This is a genomic window from Acetobacter pasteurianus, assembly GCF_009914215.2.
Taxonomy (GTDB): domain Bacteria; phylum Pseudomonadota; class Alphaproteobacteria; order Acetobacterales; family Acetobacteraceae; genus Acetobacter; species Acetobacter pasteurianus.
This window is the reverse complement of the sequence record NZ_CP039846.2, coordinates 98378-116055: the sequence shown is the minus strand read 5'-3', so window position 1 is coordinate 116055 and position 17678 is coordinate 98378. Positions and strand designations below refer to the sequence as shown.

Annotated in this window: 19 protein-coding genes and 1 tRNA gene; 15 read left to right on the top strand and 5 right to left on the bottom strand. The window is 54.8% G+C overall.

What is annotated here, in order from left to right; all coding sequences use genetic code 11:
• Positions 1-6: 6 nt before the first annotated feature.
• Together cobS and FCN51_RS13780 are read right to left on the bottom strand one after the other, a co-directional pair.
• Positions 7-1014, bottom strand: a complete 1008-nt coding sequence (gene cobS / locus FCN51_RS13785; RefSeq protein WP_050819675.1) for a cobaltochelatase subunit CobS — start codon at positions 1012-1014, stop codon at positions 7-9.
• Between the two features lie 88 nt (positions 1015-1102).
• Positions 1103-1723: a J domain-containing protein gene (locus FCN51_RS13780; protein WP_012812849.1), complete on the bottom strand. Its 621-nt coding sequence runs from the start codon at positions 1721-1723 to the stop codon at positions 1103-1105.
• A 51-nt stretch (positions 1724-1774) separates the two neighbouring features.
• Here FCN51_RS13780 and FCN51_RS13775 point away from each other — a divergent pair, with 51 nt between their 5' ends.
• Entirely contained in the window at positions 1775-2113 is a 339-nt protein-coding gene (locus tag FCN51_RS13775) for a BolA family protein (protein WP_003623453.1), read from the top strand.
• Positions 2113-2685, top strand: a complete 573-nt coding sequence (locus FCN51_RS13770; RefSeq protein WP_160256199.1) for a LolA family protein — start codon at positions 2113-2115, stop codon at positions 2683-2685. The genes FCN51_RS13775 and FCN51_RS13770 overlap by 1 nt, the downstream gene beginning before the upstream one ends.
• Here FCN51_RS13770 and lipB read toward each other — a convergent pair.
• Positions 2666-3367, bottom strand: a complete 702-nt coding sequence (gene lipB / locus FCN51_RS13765) for a lipoyl(octanoyl) transferase LipB (RefSeq protein ID WP_124295329.1) — start codon at positions 3365-3367, stop codon at positions 2666-2668. The genes FCN51_RS13770 and lipB overlap by 20 nt on opposite strands.
• 72 nt (positions 3368-3439) lie before the next feature.
• Here lipB and FCN51_RS13760 point away from each other — a divergent pair.
• From FCN51_RS13760 to moaA, 4 genes are all read left to right on the top strand, one after another.
• Positions 3440-3526, top strand: a tRNA-Leu gene (locus tag FCN51_RS13760).
• A gap of 337 nt (positions 3527-3863) precedes the next feature.
• Positions 3864-4754: a UTP--glucose-1-phosphate uridylyltransferase GalU gene (gene galU, locus FCN51_RS13755; protein WP_003628729.1), complete on the top strand. Its 891-nt coding sequence runs from the start codon at positions 3864-3866 to the stop codon at positions 4752-4754.
• Positions 4754-6163 carry a phosphoglucomutase/phosphomannomutase PgmG gene (pgmG, locus tag FCN51_RS13750; protein ID WP_160256198.1) on the top strand — a complete coding sequence of 470 codons (1410 nt, stop codon included), beginning with the start codon at positions 4754-4756 and terminating at the stop codon, positions 6161-6163. Before galU ends, pgmG begins: the two co-directional genes overlap by 1 nt.
• A gap of 138 nt (positions 6164-6301) precedes the next feature.
• Positions 6302-7318: a GTP 3',8-cyclase MoaA gene (gene moaA / locus FCN51_RS13745; RefSeq protein ID WP_160256197.1), complete on the top strand. Its 1017-nt coding sequence runs from the start codon at positions 6302-6304 to the stop codon at positions 7316-7318.
• A gap of 11 nt (positions 7319-7329) precedes the next feature.
• On the opposite strand, the gene FCN51_RS13740 is transcribed toward moaA, so the two are convergent.
• A complete protein-coding gene (locus FCN51_RS13740; protein ID WP_160256196.1) occupies positions 7330-8205 on the bottom strand; it encodes a methyltransferase domain-containing protein in 876 nt (291 codons plus the stop codon).
• Between the two features lie 72 nt (positions 8206-8277).
• Here FCN51_RS13740 and FCN51_RS13735 point away from each other — a divergent pair, with 72 nt between their 5' ends.
• The 5 genes from FCN51_RS13735 to FCN51_RS13715 all read left to right on the top strand — a co-directional run bounded on the left by FCN51_RS13735 (position 8278) and on the right by FCN51_RS13715 (position 11814).
• Positions 8278-9045 carry a ComF family protein gene (locus FCN51_RS13735; protein ID WP_160256195.1) on the top strand — a complete coding sequence of 256 codons (768 nt, stop codon included), beginning with the start codon at positions 8278-8280 and terminating at the stop codon, positions 9043-9045.
• Positions 9046-9094: 49 nt separating this feature from the next.
• Positions 9095-9361, top strand: coding sequence for a glutaredoxin 3 (gene grxC / locus FCN51_RS13730; RefSeq protein WP_003623465.1), 267 nt, complete (start codon positions 9095-9097; stop codon positions 9359-9361).
• A gap of 23 nt (positions 9362-9384) precedes the next feature.
• Positions 9385-9876 carry a DUF1178 family protein gene (locus FCN51_RS13725; RefSeq protein WP_160256194.1) on the top strand — a complete coding sequence of 164 codons (492 nt, stop codon included), beginning with the start codon at positions 9385-9387 and terminating at the stop codon, positions 9874-9876.
• A 131-nt stretch (positions 9877-10007) separates the two neighbouring features.
• Positions 10008-10520: a DUF2147 domain-containing protein gene (locus FCN51_RS13720; RefSeq protein WP_160256193.1), complete on the top strand. Its 513-nt coding sequence runs from the start codon at positions 10008-10010 to the stop codon at positions 10518-10520.
• A 31-nt stretch (positions 10521-10551) separates the two neighbouring features.
• Positions 10552-11814: a lactonase family protein gene (locus FCN51_RS13715; protein WP_160256192.1), complete on the top strand. Its 1263-nt coding sequence runs from the start codon at positions 10552-10554 to the stop codon at positions 11812-11814.
• A gap of 53 nt (positions 11815-11867) precedes the next feature.
• Here FCN51_RS13715 and ubiG read toward each other — a convergent pair whose 3' ends face one another.
• Positions 11868-12608, bottom strand: coding sequence for a bifunctional 2-polyprenyl-6-hydroxyphenol methylase/3-demethylubiquinol 3-O-methyltransferase UbiG (ubiG, locus tag FCN51_RS13710; RefSeq protein WP_160256191.1), 741 nt, complete (start codon positions 12606-12608; stop codon positions 11868-11870).
• Between the two features lie 172 nt (positions 12609-12780).
• On the opposite strand from ubiG, the gene FCN51_RS13705 reads away from it, so the two are divergent.
• The 4 genes from FCN51_RS13705 to ispG all read left to right on the top strand — a co-directional run bounded on the left by FCN51_RS13705 (position 12781) and on the right by ispG (position 17673).
• On the top strand, positions 12781-14034 hold the full coding sequence (locus FCN51_RS13705; RefSeq protein ID WP_035362166.1) for an aspartate kinase: 1254 nt from the start codon (positions 12781-12783) through the stop codon (positions 14032-14034).
• On the top strand, positions 14027-15109 hold the full coding sequence (locus FCN51_RS13700) for an NAD(P)H-dependent flavin oxidoreductase (RefSeq protein WP_201762613.1): 1083 nt from the start codon (positions 14027-14029) through the stop codon (positions 15107-15109). The genes FCN51_RS13705 and FCN51_RS13700 overlap by 8 nt, the downstream gene beginning before the upstream one ends.
• A complete protein-coding gene (locus tag FCN51_RS13695; protein ID WP_201762584.1) occupies positions 15102-16376 on the top strand; it encodes a helix-turn-helix domain-containing protein in 1275 nt (424 codons plus the stop codon). Before FCN51_RS13700 ends, FCN51_RS13695 begins: the two co-directional genes overlap by 8 nt.
• A gap of 136 nt (positions 16377-16512) precedes the next feature.
• Complete coding sequence (gene ispG / locus FCN51_RS13690; RefSeq protein WP_003623480.1) at positions 16513-17673, top strand: flavodoxin-dependent (E)-4-hydroxy-3-methylbut-2-enyl-diphosphate synthase; 1161 nt, start codon at positions 16513-16515, stop codon at positions 17671-17673.
• Positions 17674-17678 lie beyond the last annotated feature (5 nt).

Below are 17678 nucleotides of genomic sequence, written 5' to 3'. Positions count from 1 at the left end.
TCCGATTCAGGCAGTGCGGCCGGGCAGCGGGCTGGTGTTGAAGCAGCGCTGATAATACTCCGCCACCATGCTGCGTTCGGCTTCATCACACTTGTTCAGGAAGGTTACGCGGAAGGCAAAGGCCACATCCTTGAAGATGCGGTCATTCTCTGCCCAGGCAATAACTCCACGGGGTGACATAACGGTAGAAAGATCTCCCGCCATAAAGCCGGAGCGGGTAAGGGCCGCCAGCGCCACCATGTTATCAATTTTATCGCGCTCTGCCTTATCATCTTCCGCAATGCCAAGGCGTGCGCACACAATGCCCACTTCCTGCTGATGCGGCAGATAGTTCAGGGAGGTCACGATATTCCACCTGTCCATCTGGGCCTGGTTGATCTGCTGCGTGCCGTGATACAGCCCGGTTGTATCACCCAGCCCAACGGTGTTGGCCGTGGCAAACAGGCGGAAGAACGGGTTCGGGGAGATCACACGGTTCTGGTCCAGAAGGGTCAACTTGCCTTCCACTTCCAGCACGCGCTGGATCACAAACATCACATCTGCACGGCCTGCATCGTATTCATCAAACACCAGTGCGCAGGGGCGTTGCAGGCACCACGGCAGCAGGCCTTCCTGAAATTCGGTAATCTGCTGGCCGTCCTTCACTACAATGGCGTCCTTGCCGATCAGGTCAATACGGGAGATGTGGCTGTCCAGATTGATACGAATGCACGGCCAGTTCAGGCGTGCGGCAATCTGTTCAATGTGGGAGGATTTGCCGGTGCCATGAAAGCCCTGCACCATCACGCGGCGGTTGAAGGCAAAGCCTGCCAGAATGGCCAGCGTGGTGTCGTGGTCGAACAGATAAGCCTTATCCACTTCTGGCACATGTTCTGTGCGGATGGAAAAGGCAGGCACCTTCATGTCAGAATCAAGGCCGAACACATCACGCACGCTTACTTCCATATCTGGTACGGAAATGGCTGAAATGGGTGGGAGTTCGGAAGCGTTGGACTGGCTGGAAATATCCGTCATGGCTATATGTCTGCGCTCTTTGTCTGACAGGAAAGAAAAAAGGCAAAGCTACTGGAAATATATGATGCCCTGCATGCAGCATACATCATCACAGCGCTTTTTCGAGGCTTTCGGTTAAGAGATGGGTCTTCACAATCGTGAAGGCAACATTGATTTTTTTAAGCCGTTCTTCGGCATTCCGGTCTCCGTTATTGGTGTCCGGATGGTGTTTGCGCGCCAATGCCCGGTAATGGCTTTTGGCTTCTTCCATACTGACAGGCCAAGAAAGCCCCAGAATGGCCAAAGGTTCCCGCAATGCCGCAGGGGCGGATGTACGCTCCTGATAAGCCTGCGCACGTGCGCGTTCTGCGCGGGAGCGGCGGTTCTGGCCCAGAATATCCAGCGGGTCCAGAATATCCTCTTCATTGGGGGTGGCGCGTTTTGCTCCTTTGGCGCTTTGGCCAAAAGCCCATGTTGGCCGGTCCCACCCGATATCTGCGCGCAGGTGCGCTTCAATCTGGCCGGGGCTCATGCCTTTGTAATAATCCCACCGCGCATTATATTCCCGAACATGGTTGAGGCAGAACCAGTAATACTGGTTCAGCGCATCGCGCGAGCGGGGCGCGCGATAACCTGCCGGTTCCTGACAGCTCGGCATGTCACAGCAACGTGCTGGTGCGTCAGGGTCAGGATCGAACGCGCGGGGGCGGGTGTTCCTACGTTTAATCATTTAGCGTTATGTGCGGTGCAAAAGCATCTGTAGCAAGAGGTAAACAGGGATATGACCAGTCTTTCAGATTCTTCGGCTCTTTCCAAGGCAGAAGGTGTGCGTATGCAGCGGGTTCGTAATGTTCTGGAAAAAACATTCAACCCTGTTGTGTTGGAAATTGAGGATGAAAGCCACCGCCACGCTCACCATAAGGCCATGGTGCGGGGGCCAGAAGCCGGTGCCACGGAAACGCATTTTCGGGTGCTTATGGTTTCCGCAGCTTTTGAAGGTGTTAACCGCGTGAACCGTTCCCGCATGGTGCACGAGGCACTGGCCCCTGAATTTTCCAGTGGTTTGCATGCTCTGGCTCTTACCCTGCGCACACCGCAGGAAGCCGAGAAGGTGGCATAATGCGCAAAGGGCTGAAATTAAACCGTCGTGTATTTGCCGTGCTGGCACCACTGGCGTTGGCGGCCTGCGCGGGGCAGGCCATGCAGGGTACATCCGGCGCAAAAAACGCCGATGTTGCCCGTGTGGAAAATTACTTCCGCACTGTGGATTTGGAAAACGCGCCGTTTTTGCAAACATGGGCGAATGGCAGCCGTGGTGGTGGGTTAATCACCTACAAGCCCGGGTCCTTGTATATGCACTACACAGCACCGCATGAAATGGAGCTTCGGGCTTCTGGCCATCATGCTGTGTTTACAGATGCCCAGCAGGGCTCCCAAACCCGTATTGGTCTGGTGCATAATCCGCTGGGTTTGCTGTTGGATAACCCGGTTGTGCTATCTGGCGCTGTCACTGTTACTAACGTGCAAAAGCAACCCGGCGTGTTGCAGCTTTCGCTCACACGCACGGATAACCCTTCACAGGGGTTGGTCACGCTGGTTTTTCATGATGTCGCAAACAGGCTTGCGCTTTCTTCCATCCAGATTGTGGATGAACGCAGGCACGTTATTTCTATCAGTCTAGATCCTGTATAACGGCCACTTCCTGTAAGGGAGAAGGCATGCTGCCAAATGTGTTGGCCCAGGATTGGGCCAGCGCGTGGTCCAGTTCCTGCATGGTGGTGGGAAGCCCGAGTTTACGAAAGCTGGTTACGCCGTATTCCCTGATTCCGCAGGGCACAATGCCTTCAAAATCCGCCATATTGGGGTCTAGGTTGATGGCAACGCCATGCCAACTTACCCAGCGGGAAACACGCACCCCAATGGCGGCAATTTTTTCCTCATTCCCGGTTTTGGGGTCCGTAACCCATACGCCTACGCGTCCTTCGCGCACCTCACCGTGAATGCCAAAATGGGCCAATGCACCAATCACCCACGATTCCAGTGCATGCACATAAGCACGCAGGTCTCTGGCCGGAACGGGGCCGTGGGGGCGTTGCAGGTCCAGCATCACATAAGCGGTTCTTTGCCCTGGGCCATGATATGTCCATTGGCCGCCGCGGCCTGCGTGATAGGTGGGGTAATGCGCGGGATTGAAAAGATCTTCCGCTTTGGCCGATGTACCAGAAGTATAAAGGGGTGGATGTTCCAGTAACCACACGCGTTCTGCGGCTTCCTCCGCACGAATGCTGCGGGCCATGCTTTCCATACGGCTAAGTGCTTGAGGGTACGGAACCAGTTTTTTGCTGATTTCCCATAAAATTTGTTCTTTTGTCATTGCCGCATGTTCCTGCTTCGGCTATAGGGCTGTTCACCAACGGTATCGCTCTTCTGGTGCCGATTGTCACGTGCGGCCGTGGCGGAATGGTAGACGCGCAAGCTTGAGGTGCTTGTGGGGGAATACCCCGTGGAAGTTCGAGTCTTCTCGGCCGCACCATACTTCTTCAAAAACAAAATAAAATCAGAGCAATAGAATACAGCAGAAACTTCTGCCTGTTGGGCGCATATCTGTTCTGCCAGAGTATAATTCTGCATTTTTATGCATGAATTGTCATATTCACGCCTCTCTTTTCCGGTTTTTAGAATAGGCGCATGGTTTTAGATGTGTAAAATAAAAGCCATGTAGAGTGTGGCCTAAAACACGTACACGCGTTTTTGCACGCTGGGCGGGTTTTGCTGCATTCTTGATGAGCCGTGTTGTTGGCAGGGTGCTCTCTGCGGGCAGGGTGGTTCTGATGGTTGAGGTTTAACCCGTTTTTTAAGGTGTTGTATTCGTGTCCAAACCCAAGCCTTTACGTAAAGCAGTCCTGCCTGTTGCGGGATTGGGAACGCGCTTTCTGCCCGCAACCAAGGCCATGCCAAAGGAAATGCTGCCTGTTGTTGACAGGCCGCTGATCCAGTATGCGATTGATGAAGCGCGTGAAGCCGGGATTGAAGAGTTCTGCCTGATTACAGGCCGCGGTAAGGACTCTCTTATTGATTACTTTGATATTGCTTACGAGCTGGAAGATACGCTCAGAGAGCGCAACAAGATTGATTGCCTGAAAGCGCTGGAACCCAGCTCTATTGAAGCAGGCTCTCTTATTGCAGTGCGTCAGCAGGAACCACTGGGCCTTGGGCACGCTATCTGGTGCGCACGTTCCTTTATTGGGGATGATCCGTTCGCCATCCTGCTGCCCGATGATATCGTGCAGGCTGCATCCGGCAAAGGCTGCCTGAAGCAACTGGCCGATGCGTATAATGAAACAGGCGGTAGCGTTGTGGCGGTAACAGAAGTGCCGCGTGAACAGACAAACCGTTACGGTATTCTGGACACAGGCAAGGATGATGGCCGCCTTGTGGAAGTAAAAGGCCTGGTTGAAAAGCCAAAGCCGGAAGATGCACCTTCCAACCTGTCCATTATTGGCCGTTATGTGCTGACACCAGAAGTTATGCCTTACCTTTCCAAGCTGGAAAAAGGTGCAGGTGGTGAAGTGCAGCTTACAGATGCCATGGCAAAAACCATTGGTCAGGTGCCTTTCCACGGCCTGCGTTATGAAGGCACCCGCTATGATTGCGGCAACAAGCTTGGCTTCCTTGAAGCTCAGGTAGCCTTTGCTCTGGAACGTCCTGATCTTGCTGATGGCGTGAAGGAATTTCTGAAAAAGTACACAGATAAAATCTGATGTCTTTTACGCATAGGTTTGAATCGACCAGCCTGCGCGAATACGACATTCGCGGAATTGTTGGTAAAACCCTTTCAACCGATGATGCGTTTGCCATTGGCCGCACCTTTGGCAGCCTTGTGCGCCGCAACGGCGGTAAAACGCTGGTTGTGGGCTATGATGGCCGCTTGTCTTCTCCTTCATTGGAGAAGGCATTGGTGCAAGGTGCCGTAGCATGCGGGCTAAATGTAGTGCGTGTGGGGCGTGGCCCCACACCTCTGCTGTATTATGGGTCTGTTAGTCTTAAGGCTGATGGCGCCGTTATGGTGACAGGTAGCCATAATCCGCCAGATCACAACGGCTTTAAAATCACCTTGGCTGGCAAGCCTTTCTTCGGTGCCCAGATTCGGGAGCTGGGGGACCTGGCTGCCAGAGGCGATGTGGTGCCAGAAGAAAAAGGCACCGTGCGCGATGTGGATATTCGTGCAGAATATGTAGAACGCCTTGTAAAGGATTATATTGGCGGGCAGCGCAAGCTGAAAGTTGTCTGGGATAACGGCAACAGCTCTGCTGGCGAAGTTCTGGAAATGCTGGTGAAAAAGCTGCCGGGCGAGCACATTGTGCTGAACGCCACAATTGACGGCACTTTTCCCGTACATCATCCAGATCCAACGGTTGCCAAAAATCTGGAACAGCTCATAGCTTCTGTGCGTGAGCATGAGGCTGATCTGGGTATTGCATTTGATGGTGATGCAGACCGCATTGGCGTAGTGGATAATACAGGCGGCATCCTGTGGGGCGATCAGCTTCTTATCCTGCTGGCGCGCGATGTGCTGAAATCCCATTCCGGGGCCACTATCATTGCGGATGCCAAGGCCAGCCAAGTGCTGTTTGATGAAGTGGCAGAAGCCGGTGGCAAGCCACTGATGTGGCGCACGGGGCATTCGCTCATCAAATCTAAAATGGCGGAAACAGGTTCATCTCTGGCAGGTGAAATGTCTGGCCATATCTTTTTTGCAGACAAATGGTACGGCTTTGATGATGCCCTGTACGCCGGTGTGCGCGTGCTGGATATTATCGCCCGTATGGATGAACCGCTTTCTGCTTTCCGTGAAGCATTGCCCAAAACCGTATCCACTCCGGAATTGCGTTTTGAGTGTGATGATCATCGCAAGTTCAAGGTTATTGAGGAAGTTGCCGCACGCCTCCGTAAGGAAGGTGCGGATGTTTCTGAAATTGATGGCGTGCGCGTAAACACCCCGGATGGCTGGTGGCTGTTGCGGGCTTCCAACACGCAGGCCGTTCTGGTTGCGCGTGCAGAAGGCCGGACAGAAGCGTGTCTGGAACGTTTGAAGGAAGCACTGGTGCAGCAGCTTGAACTTTCCGGCCTGCCAAGGCCTGATTTTTCAGGTGCCAGTTCTGGCCACTAAGTTTTGGGGTTGGGCTGCAAGATTAAGGCGGGCGGTCTTTCGGGGCCGTCCGTTTTGCTATCATAAGCAATGTGTTTTTCCGTTACCAACCTTCAAACTGTCGTTTTATGTGGGGTTGGTTTCTGATATAGAGAACCAATGTTGTCCTCTTTAACGGACCCTGCCGGGCGGCGGATTTCTTACCTGCGTGTATCGGTAACAGACCGGTGCGACATGCGGTGCACATACTGCATGGCCGAACGCATGACCTTTCTGCCGCGCTCAGATGTTCTGAATTACGATGAACTGTTACGCCTATGCCGTGTGTTTGTGCAGCACGGTGTGCGCCGCCTGCGTATAACAGGCGGAGAGCCTTTGGTGCGCCGTGATATTGGCCCGTTTTTTCAGGAGTTGGGCTCATGGCTCAAACATTCCGATAATCGCGGCCAGTTGGAAGAACTCACTCTCACAACCAATGGCAGCCATTTGGCTCAGTATGCGCAAACCTTGTTTGATGCTGGTGTGCGCCGTGTAAACGTTAGCCTGGATACGCTGGATGAGGCACGGTTTGCCAAAATAACGCGCAGGGGCAAGCTGGCAGCTACGCTGGAAGGTATTCGTGCAGCGCGGGATGTCGGGCTGGCACTGCGTATCAACACCGTTGCCATGGCCGGTGTAAACGATGATGAATTTGATACGCTGCTGGCGTGGTGTGGAGAAATAGGCGCGGATTTGTGCCTGATTGAAACCATGCCAATGGGAGATACGGGGGAAGATCGCACTTCCCGCTATCTGCCGCTGCTGGATGTGAAAGCTGATTTATCCAAACGCTGGACACTCACACCCATTCCAGATGTAACCGGCGGCCCAGCCCGATATTTGCGTGTAGGGGAAACCGGCAGAAGGCTGGGGCTGATTACCCCCATGAGCCATAATTTCTGCGCAACGTGTAACCGGGTGCGGTTGTCTTGCACAGGGCGGCTTTATACCTGTCTGGGGCAGGAAGATGGTGCTGATTTGCGCAGCCTCATACGGGCAGGTGCAGACGATGCCGCATTGGAAAGCGCTATTCAGGACGCCATTGCGCGCAAACCCAAAGGGCATGATTTCCTGCTTGGCGCATCGGAAGCCGATGTTTCCGGCCCGCAACGGCATATGAGCGTTACGGGCGGGTAAAAACTGTTCGCTTATTTTTTGGTTAAAGGCTGAGGCTGCTGTTTCAGTACCTCATGCAGCGAATGCGTAAATTGCCCCGGTGTAAGCGGTTGCGGTTGGTTGTCTGAGGGAGACCATGCCGTGAGTATTGCCATATGCAATGGCATGCAAAAGCTCTCTGCTTTTTCATCCTCCAGTTCATGCGCAGCCGCAGGAAACAGCAAACGTGGGGGAATGGCGCGAGAGCGCAGGGCAAGGGCGTTGGTTTCTCCCGCAGCGCGTAAATCTGCCATTAGTGCCCGTAAGGAGCGGTAACGAAGTTCCAGCGTTTCTGTGTCCACCACAGGCAGCGCAAATCCTGCACGCTGAAGTAAAGAAACACAGCTTTGCTGTGTGGGCAGGGGGGATACGCGCGGAGAAACGCCATCGCTTAAAGCCAGCTCAGCCATTTCCAAGGCCTGCCGCAAAGGCCGCAACGTGGGTAGAATGGGAATGCTGGCTAAAAAAAGCCCATCAGGACGCAGGATAGAACGAATCTGGTGAAACAGGCCGGGAAGATCATTCACCCAATGCAGAGAAAGACTGGCAACTACCAGATCAAAGCTACCGGGAGCAAAGGGGAGGTGTTCTTCATCGGCGCATACGCTTGGAGCTGAGGCGCAGCGGGTCTGTGCTTCGGAAATATCGCACGTAATGGTTGGAATATTTCTGCGTTTCAGCCCTTGGCAGAGAATGCCGCGGCCACCAATATCCAACGCGTTGGAAAATGAACGCATGACATCATCCAGCCTATCCAACAGGATATCCGCTGCCGCCTCCAGTATAGGGGTGGTGGCGCGCTGGGTGCGGGCGGCACGCTCACGGTGCAGCCTTACAGCTTTGCGATCAAAAATTACGGGCACATCCATTTTGCAACATGTGCGTGCTTCCCTGTGGTTTGCCAAGGACAGAGGTCAGGAAATTTTGTGTGAACCCCAGAAATGCAGGTGAAGATACGTAAGCTGGGTACAGCTTTGATGGATATTTTGTATCCGCCAAGTTGTGTGTTGTGTGGGGCAGATGTGGCCCAGCATGGGCTTACCTGCGCATCCTGCTTCGGCCGCTTGCAGCCTATAAGCCGTCCATTTTGCGATGCCTGTGCCACACCTCAGCCTTCGCAGGAAAGTTTGGGGCATACGGGTTTATGCGCTGCGTGTGAGCAGCATCATCCGGCATGGCAACAGGCGCGGGCTGCTTTTGTTTATACAACGGCAGCCAGAGATCTGATTTTACAGCTTAAATATGCAGATAGAACAGAAAATGCCCGTTTTCTGGCGCAACGTATGGCGCAGATTGGGCAGGATATTCTGCACCCAGATGTATTGCTGGTGCCCGTGCCGGTGCATAGGTGGCGCTTGCTCCGGCGCCGTTATAATCAGGCGGCGTTATTGGCAGATGAAGTCGCACGTATAAGGCATTTACAGGTGGCGCCAGATGCCCTTGTGCGAATACGCGCTACAACAAAGCTGGCCGGATTTTCTCGCAAGGAACGGCAGCAGGAAATGCACAGCGCCATTACATTCAGGCCCAAATGGCAACAAAAATTGCAGGGGCGTTCTGTTGTGCTGGTGGATGATATGCTCACAACAGGTGCAACTGCTACGGCCTGCGTGCAGGCCTTAAAGCAGGCGGGGGTGCGTAGCGTTCGTCTTTTGGTGGCAGGGCTGGTGCCTACGCGGCCAGAAGTTGATATAAACCTGCCAGAATAGATGTGCGGTGTCAGAACCGAACTTTCAAACATGCAGAAGGAAACTATTTATGCCTGAAATCGAAATTTACACACAACGTGGCTGCCCTTTTTGCGTGCGGGCTGTTGCGCTGCTGGAAAGCAAAAAGGTGCCGTTCAAGGAAATTAACGCACCACGTGGCACGCAGGAACGCGAAGATGCCATCCGCCGTTCTGGTGGCAGCACAACGGTGCCGCAGGTTTTTGTAGGAGATCGGTGCCTGGGCGGGTGTGATGATCTGATGTCTCTGGAGCGGCAGGGCAAGCTGGATGCCGCTTTGGGCTTGGGCGAAAACTGAAAAAGGGTAGGAGGTAAAAGCGGATGATCTGTTATCAGCTCTGTTGCGCAAACGGACATACGTTTGAAGGCTGGTATCGTGATAGTGCCGCTTTTACACGCCTGAAGCAGGAAAATCTGTTGAGCTGCGCCATTTGTGGCACGCCCAAGGTGGAACAGGCCCTGATGGCGCCCGCTATTGTAAAGGGGCGCTCACAGCCTAAAAAACCGGAAACGGTAGAGCCGCCAGTTACAACGCCTCCACAGCAACATCCCGAAGCACCTGCCGCAACGCAACAGCCAGAACCCGTAACGCCAGATAATCTGATGAGCGCTTTGCGCCAGATCAGAGCCGTGGTGGAAGAAAACTGCGAAAACGTGGGGTCCAATTTTGCGGATGAAGCCCTGCGTATTCATCATGGAGAAGCGCCAGAACGCGGCATCTATGGGGATATGACGGCATCAGAGCGTGAAATGCTGGAAGATGAAGGGGTTGATGTGCTGCCGCTTCCGTGGGTACGCAAGACCGACAGCTGATTTTTCGGGGTTGTCGGAACAGTGCTGGGGGTGGCAGGCAGTGCTTACGGTGCCCAAATTAACAGGGCAGACCAGCCGGTTATGTAAAAAATGTATGTTGGAAACAGGGCTGGGCGAAGGAGAAAGAGAGCATGAAAAACTTCATGGCGCGCGGCGTTCGAACCGGAATTAGGGCTTTTTTTCTTTCGTCTGTATTAGGCGTGTCAGCGGCGTTGCTTCCTGCACTTGCTCAGCCTGCCATGGCGGATTCTGTTGCCATGGGTGGAGAAGATAGCCTGATGGGCTACTGGTTGAGCCAAGATCATGATGGCGTTTTCAAGATTGAAAAATGCGGGGAAACCGTTTGTGGTCGGCTGATCGGGCTGCGTTACGATGGTACGGATGTGCCCAAGGGGCACGACGGAAAAACTGAGTGCAACCTCCTGATGCTAACGGATTTTCGTCCCCTGAAAGATGAAAAGAACAAGTGGGAGGGGAATATTCTGGACCCCGATAGCGGCCATAAGTATGACGCGCGCATCTGGTCTCCCCAATCTGGTGTTCTAAAGCTGCGCGGTTATCTGGGCCTGCCCATTTTTGGTGAAACCCAGACATGGACACGTTATTCCGGCCCGCCTATGGGGCCTGCCTGCAAGATGCCCTGAGCATACGCGAACCAAGGAGAAAAACAGGATTATGAGCGGCTCGTTTTCGCGTCGTGCTTTCGGGCTGGGTGGTCTGGCGTGTGGTTTTTTAGGGAGCACTTATGCACGGGCAGATGATACTACGCCTGCGCCGGATAAGCAGGATGCCACAACGCCTCCGCCGCCAGAACGTATTTTATGTTATGTAGGCGGCTATACGCAGCACGGGCCACCGGGCGGCAATGGAGATGGCATTACGGTTTTTGAAATGGACCGTAAAACAGGCTCTCTCAACCATCTGAATACATTTACAGATGTTGCCAGCCCATCGTTCATTGCGTTTTCTCCAGATAAGCGTTTTCTTTACGCCGTTAACGAAATCAATGATTTTGAAGGAAAAAATACCGGGGCGGTTACGGCTTTTTCCGTAGATCATGGCACGGGTGCGTTAACAAAGCTGAATACCGTTTCTTCCGGTGGGGCAGATCCGGCGCATCTGAGCGTCCATCCCTCTGGCAAATACGTTATGGTTGCCAACTATACGGGTGGGAATTTTGCGCTGCTGCGTGTGCAGAAAGATGGTTCCTTAGGGGCAATGACAACCCTGATCCACAATACTGGCCCACGTATGCCCGATAGGGCTTCGGATAATCCGCCGGGCAACTTTGCCATAAGCGATCATTCAGGCTCTCACCCGCACATGATCCATACAGACCCTTCTGGCCGCTTTGTTGCGGTGGCAGATGCTGGTCTGGATAGAATGTATGTGTATGGCATTAACTTGGATACGGGACGCCTGTTCCCGGCCAAAAAGCCGTTTACAACCATGACGGCCGGTTCGGCCCCACGGCATTTTCAGTTTTCTGCCGATGGCTTGCGGCTGTACATTCTGTGCGAGCAGGATTCCAAGGTGGTGGTGGCAAACTTTGACGCCAAAACAGGGGATATTGCCCCGCAGCAGGCCGTAAGCAGCCTGACGGCTCATTTCCGGGGCAGCACGCTGGCTGCGGGTATTCTGTTCTCACCCGATGAGCATTTTCTTTATGTCTCCAACCGCTTGGGCGATTCCCTTGCCGTGTTTCAGGTGGCTAAAGATGGCGGTCTGACGCTGGTGGATGAAATCTGGACACATGCCGATTACGGGCGTGCCCTCAAATTTGATCCTTCTGGCAGCTATCTGTTCGTGGCTAACCAGCGGAGTGATTCCATCACATCTTTCCGGGTGGATAAAACCACAGGCAAGATTGGCTTCACGTGGGATTTTACCCCTATTGGAAGCCCAACCTGCTTTGAGTTTCTGACACTTCCTGCTTAACGCAATGTGTAAGGAAATGTCAGAAACACACTGATAATAAAGTAAATTCTATATCAGTCTTTTTTAAAGGCAGCGATGTAGTTGATGCCCAAGTCCCGCGTTTCTTTCCAGCTACCAATGCCGGGTGCCATGCCAGAAATGGCAACCATCCGCAGGCCAGCGGCGCGGGCATAGCGGCCCAGTTCGGAAGGCTGGATGAACTTGCGCCATTCATGCGTGCCCACAGGCAGCAGGCGCAGCAGATATTCCGCCCCAATCTTGCCCACAGCCAAAGAGCGCAAGGTGCGGTTCATGGTAGAAACAATAACCGTGCCATTGGCATCTACAAGCTGCGCCAGCATGATCATAAATGCTTCAGGATCAGTGACATGCTCTATAATTTCTAAAGCCATAACGGCATCAAACTTGGCATGTTCGGCCACCAGTTCTTCTGCGCTGCCCAGGCGATAGTGCAATGTACCAGAACCGGCAGGAAGCGGGTTGGCTTCCAGATGCGCCTGTGCGGCAGCAATGCCATTGGCCGATGCATCCAGACCCAATACGTCATACCCGGCTTTTGCAAGGGCCTCACTGGCTAGCCCGGCGCCGCAGCCAATATCCAGCACATGCGGCTTGCGTGATTTGCGGCCACGCAAGGGTAGGTGGCGGCTGGCCCATTCAATCCGCAGGCCGTTCATGGCATGTAGGGGGCGCATGGGGCCTGTTGGATCCCACCACTTGTCTGCCAGAGCACTAAAGCGGGCAATTTCCTCGGAAGAAACAGAGGAAGGCGCTTCCTCTCGGGTGGCGTGCATACAACAAATTCCTTTCCTGCTGGTCTCCCCGCTGGACGAAAGGGGGCCGGGAGAGGTATGTGACGCGGCTTGTGAAGCAGCGCAACCGTTCCCATGCGTCTTTTCCGCTATGCAGGTGGCGGGAAGGGCTGGTGCAATGCGTTTTACGGCCTGTTTGGTGGAGAATAAAGCTATGTCCGGTTCCGCACCCCGGATTGTCATGAAATTCGGCGGGACATCCGTGGGGGATCTTGACCGTATCAGAGCCGTGGCCGAACGCGTCAAAAAACAGAAAGACGCAGGCTGCGATGTGCTGGTGGTTGTTTCAGCCATGGCAGGGGAAACCAACCGTCTGGTTGGGTTCTGTCAGTCTCTTTCTCCTTTGTATGATGCGCGCGAATACGATGCCGTTGTGGCAACGGGTGAGCAGGTAACCAGTGGTTTGCTGGCCATTGCCCTGCAAAAGCTTGGCGTGCCCTCTCGCTCCTTTGCCGGGTGGCAGGTGCCCATTCTTACGGATTCCCTGCATGGCAAGGCTAGCCTCGATTCGATAGATGGTGCGCGTCTGCTGGGCAGCATGGCCGAAGGCATGGTGCCTGTTGTGGCTGGCTTTCAGGGTGTGGGGCCAGATGGCCGCGTAACCACGCTGGGGCGTGGTGGCTCGGATACATCCGCCGTGGCGCTTGCTGCCGCCATTAAGGCAGATCGGTGCGATATCTACACAGATGTGGATGGTATTTACACCACAGATCCCAGAATCGTGCCCAAGGCGCGCAAGCTGGACAAAATTACGTATGAAGAAATGCTGGAGCTGGCATCTGTTGGTGCCAAGGTGCTGCAAACACGCAGCGTAGGCCTTGCCATGCGTGAGCGCGTGCGTGTGCAGGTGCTTTCCAGCTTTGAAGATGGCCCCGCAGTGATGGAAGGTCACCTTCCCGGCTCTATGGTGGTGGATGAGGACGAAATCGTGGAAAAGAAACTGGTCACCGGCATTGCCTACTCCCGTGATGAAGCCAAGCTGTCGGTTCGGCGCATTCCTGACCGTCCGGGCATTGCGGCGGCAATTTTTGGCCCGCTGAGTGAAGCCAACGTGAATGTGGACATGATTGTGCAGAGCACGGGTGCCGATGGCACCACGAACATGACCTTCACCACCAGCAAGACCGATCTGCCGCGCGCTATCAGCATTCTGGAAAGCGTGCGTGGCGCTGTGCAGTATGAAGAACTGCAAACAGACCCGGATATCGTGAAGGTAAGCGTGGTTGGTAGCGGCATGCGTTCTCACGCAGGTGTGGCCAGCACCATGTTCCGTACGCTGTCTGAGCGTTCCATCAATATTCAGGCTATCTCCACCAGTGAAATCAAGGTTTCCGTGCTGGTGGCGGCAGAATATGCCGAACTGGCAGTGCGTGCGCTGCACACGGCCTATGGTCTTGATGATGTCTGATATTGCAAGCAGCCTGAACCCCGCGCCAACATCAGAAGAATGGCAACGCGCCCGCACACGGCTGGATAAGCTGTGGCAGCGCGGAACGGATTTTCTGGGCACGCCTTACGCCATTCTGGCTGGGGCGATGTCCTGGGTGAGTGAACGCCATCTTGTATCCGCCATTTCCAACGCTGGCGGGTTTGGCGTGATTGCCTGTGGCGCAATGGAACCAGCCCGTCTGGCTGAGGAAATTGCCGCCACCCGTGCGCTGACAGACCGCCCCTTTGGCGTGAACCTGATTACCATGCACCCCAAGCTGGATGAGCTGGTGCAGGTGTGTCTGGATGCCAAGGTGGGCCATATTGTGCTGGCAGGTGGTATTCCGCCTAGCTCAGCCATTAAGGCCGCCAAGGATGGTGGCGCCAAAGTTATTGGTTTTGCGCCTGCATTGGTGTTGGCCAAACGGCTGATCAAGATGGGTGTGGATGCGCTGGTGATTGAAGGCGCAGAAGCAGGCGGCCATATCGGCCCTGTTTCTCTGACAGTGCTGGCGCAGGAAATTCTGCCGCATATCCAGAATGTGCCGGTTTTTGTGGCTGGTGGCCTTGGCCGGGGTGATGCTCTTGTTTCCTATCTGGAGCAGGGCGCCGCCGGTGGTCAGTTCGGCACACGTTTTGCTGCGGCAGAGGAAAGCATTGCTCACGAAAACTTTAAAAAAGCTTTTGTGCGGGCCAATGCGCGAGATGCCACCACCTCGGTGCAGCTTGATGAGCGCTTTCCGGTTATTCCGGTGCGGGCCATCAGTAACGAGGGCGGACGCAAATTTGTGGCGCATCAGGCTGATGTTATCCGCCGCTTTCAGGCCGGTGATCTCACGCGGGAAGATGCTCAGCTGGAAATCGAACATTTCTGGGCTGGCGCTTTGCGGCGTGCGGTTATTGATGGGGATGTGGAAGAAGGCTCTGTTATGGCCGGGCAATCTGTTGGTATGGTGAAATCCGTGCAGCCAGTGGCCCAGATTATTGCTGACCTGATAGATCAGGCCGTGATAGCGCTGATCCGTCAACAACGCCGTATGGATGCTGATGGCTGAAAACGCCCCAAGTTCTGAACAGGAGCAGCCGGCTGCTCTGCCTCCGCTCCCCGATATTGGTACATACGGGGTAGGGGGCGCGCTGCGCAAACGCCGCGAACAGCTTGGCTGGTCCCTGGAGGATGTTGCTGCGTATCTGCGCATCCGTGATGCGTATCTGGATGCGCTGGAAACCGGAAAAGCGGATGTGCTTCCGGCGGAAGTGTATACGCTTGGGTTTTTGCGGGCCTATGCGCAGGCTTTGGGGTTTGATCCAACCCCCATGGTGGAGCGCTACAGGCTAGAAACGCGCAACGCCATTCGGCAGCCAGAACTTGTGTTTCCAGATCCACCGCCAGACCGGCGTATTCCGCCGGCTGTGTCCATCTCTCTTGGGCTTGCGGTTATTCTGGCCAGCTATGTGGGCTGGTATTACTTTACGGGGCACACGCCGCCTGCGCCAGAGCGCGTGCCACCAGTGGCAAGCCTTCTGCCCGGAGAGCAGACGCATAATGCGCCCTCTCCGCAAGTGGCTTCCATTTTGCCGGATAAGAGTGCCGTTCCTGCACCTTTGCCGCCATCTGCGCAGCCTAAGCCGCCCAGTGCTGAACAGGCATTGAATGCACAAGGTGCGGCAAGTGCCCGGCCTGAAAGCAGTATAGCGCCAGACACACCCCAGCCGGGTGGTGATGCAGGCACGGCAGTTGCGCAAACTCCCCAGCAACCCAACGCGCAAATGCCATCTGAGGCAGCGCCAGCGGCTCCTGCCGCGGCTGTTGCAGATAATCAGATCGTGCTGAAGGCTCTGGCCGCCAGTTGGGTGCAGGTGAAGGATGCCAACGGCAAGGTTGTGTATGACCACATTCTGCAACCCGATGAGGAATGGAATGTGCCGGTTGAAGGTGGGCCTTATAGCCTTACCGTAGGTAATGCTGGTGGTGTGGTTTTGCGTATGGGAGAACTGGTTACAGCCCCTTTGGGGCGTAATGGTGCCGTCCGCCGCAAAATGGTGCTCACGCCGCAAAGCGTGCGTGATGGCACATTGGCCGCACCTGCTGCGCAAAATAATGTTGCCATACCGCCTACGCATGCAGATGTTGCAGCCCCTGTGCCCAATGCGGTATCAGGAACAACAACAGATGCGCAGACAGATCTGGCAGCCTCGGAACAGGCGCTTAAGCCCAAGGAAACTGCACCCCGGCCACGCCACCGGGCCGCTCCCGTGCAAGCCGAACCAAGCGCTGATGATTTGAATGCGCGCCAGCTTCAGGGCATGGGTTCGCACTAGAATGGCACCCTCGCGCGTATTATGTGTAGCCAAATGGTCCTGATTTTGGCAGGAAAACACCAAACGCAATGGAGAACGCCGTGTGGCCGAACACGGCAGCTTCCCTCAACTGTCGTTTTCGACAAAAGGATGTAAAATGAGCGGCTACCGGCCTTACCAGCATATCGAGCGTCGGAAATCTCGGCAGATCCATGTCGGCAAGGTAGCCGTCGGTGGTGATGCGCCGATTTCCGTCCAGACCATGACCAACACCCTCACCACCGATGCGCAGGCCACAATCGAGCAGATTCGCCGTGCAGAAATGGCAGGTGTGGATATTGTACGCGTGTCCTGCCCGGATGAGGAAAGCACCAAGGCGCTGGAAGAAATTGTAAAGGAAGTGAACGTGCCTATCGTGGCCGACATTCACTTCCATTACAAACGCGCTATTGAAGCCGCAAAAGCAGGTGCCGCCTGCCTGCGTATCAACCCCGGCAACATCGGCAGCGCCGAGCGTGTGCGTGAAGTGGTTAAGGCCGCCAAGGATTACGGCTGTTCCATCCGTATTGGTGTTAACGCCGGCTCATTGGAAAAGCATCTGCTTGAAAAATACGGTGAGCCCAACCCCGATGCGCTGGTAGAAAGCGCTCTGGAACACGCCAAAATTCTGGAAGATCATGACTTCCGTGAATTCAAGATCAGCGTGAAGGCTTCTGACGTATTCATGGCTGTGGCGGCTTATCAGCAGTTGGCAGATGCTTGTGATTACCCGCTGCATATTGGCATTACAGAAGCAGGCAGCAAGCGTGCCGGTACTGTAAAATCCTCCATTGGTCTGGGCAATCTGCTGTGGGCCGGTGTGGGTGACACCATGCGCGTTTCTCTTTCCGCTGCACCCGAAGAAGAAGTGCTGGTGGGCTGGGATATTCTAAAGTCCCTCGGCCTGCGCCACCGCGGCGTTAAGATTATTTCCTGCCCGTCTTGCGCACGTCAGGGCTTTAACGTGGTGGAAACTGTGCAGACGCTGGAAGACCGGCTGGCACATATTAAAACCCCGCTTACCCTGTCCATCATCGGGTGTGTGGTGAACGGCCCGGGTGAAGCTCTGCTAACAGATCTGGGCGTAACCGGCGGTGGTTCTGGCCGCCACATGGTATATGCCGGTGGCAAGCAGGATCATACCGTGCCTGCAGCCGACATGATCGAACATGTTGTGGAACTGGTAGAAGAGCGCGTTGCTGCTATTCAGGCAGAAGAAGCCAAGGAAAAGCAGGAAGGCAAGGCGCAGGAACTGCCAGACATGGCATCCGCCAACTAAGCATT

Bases quoted from the DNA above. Each gene is read 5' to 3' on its own strand.
- cobS (WP_050819675.1), bottom strand. From the start codon at position 1,014: ATGACGGATATTTCCAGCCAGTCCAACGCTTCCGAACTCCCACCCATT.
- FCN51_RS13780 (WP_012812849.1), bottom strand. From the start codon at position 1,723: ATGATTAAACGTAGGAACACCCGCCCCCGCGCGTTCGATCCTGACCCT.
- FCN51_RS13775 (WP_003623453.1), top strand. From the start codon at position 1,775: ATGACCAGTCTTTCAGATTCTTCGGCTCTTTCCAAGGCAGAAGGTGTG.
- FCN51_RS13770 (WP_160256199.1), top strand. From the start codon at position 2,113: ATGCGCAAAGGGCTGAAATTAAACCGTCGTGTATTTGCCGTGCTGGCA.
- lipB (WP_124295329.1), bottom strand. From the start codon at position 3,367: ATGACAAAAGAACAAATTTTATGGGAAATCAGCAAAAAACTGGTTCCG.
- pgmG (WP_160256198.1), top strand. From the start codon at position 4,754: ATGTCTTTTACGCATAGGTTTGAATCGACCAGCCTGCGCGAATACGAC.
- moaA (WP_160256197.1), top strand. From the start codon at position 6,302: ATGTTGTCCTCTTTAACGGACCCTGCCGGGCGGCGGATTTCTTACCTG.
- FCN51_RS13740 (WP_160256196.1), bottom strand. From the start codon at position 8,205: ATGGATGTGCCCGTAATTTTTGATCGCAAAGCTGTAAGGCTGCACCGT.
- FCN51_RS13735 (WP_160256195.1), top strand. From the start codon at position 8,278: ATGCAGGTGAAGATACGTAAGCTGGGTACAGCTTTGATGGATATTTTG.
- grxC (WP_003623465.1), top strand. From the start codon at position 9,095: ATGCCTGAAATCGAAATTTACACACAACGTGGCTGCCCTTTTTGCGTG.
- FCN51_RS13725 (WP_160256194.1), top strand. From the start codon at position 9,385: ATGATCTGTTATCAGCTCTGTTGCGCAAACGGACATACGTTTGAAGGC.
- FCN51_RS13720 (WP_160256193.1), top strand. From the start codon at position 10,008: ATGAAAAACTTCATGGCGCGCGGCGTTCGAACCGGAATTAGGGCTTTT.
- FCN51_RS13715 (WP_160256192.1), top strand. From the start codon at position 10,552: ATGAGCGGCTCGTTTTCGCGTCGTGCTTTCGGGCTGGGTGGTCTGGCG.
- ubiG (WP_160256191.1), bottom strand. From the start codon at position 12,608: ATGCACGCCACCCGAGAGGAAGCGCCTTCCTCTGTTTCTTCCGAGGAA.
- FCN51_RS13705 (WP_035362166.1), top strand. From the start codon at position 12,781: ATGTCCGGTTCCGCACCCCGGATTGTCATGAAATTCGGCGGGACATCC.
- FCN51_RS13700 (WP_201762613.1), top strand. From the start codon at position 14,027: ATGTCTGATATTGCAAGCAGCCTGAACCCCGCGCCAACATCAGAAGAA.
- FCN51_RS13695 (WP_201762584.1), top strand. From the start codon at position 15,102: ATGGCTGAAAACGCCCCAAGTTCTGAACAGGAGCAGCCGGCTGCTCTG.
- ispG (WP_003623480.1), top strand. From the start codon at position 16,513: ATGAGCGGCTACCGGCCTTACCAGCATATCGAGCGTCGGAAATCTCGG.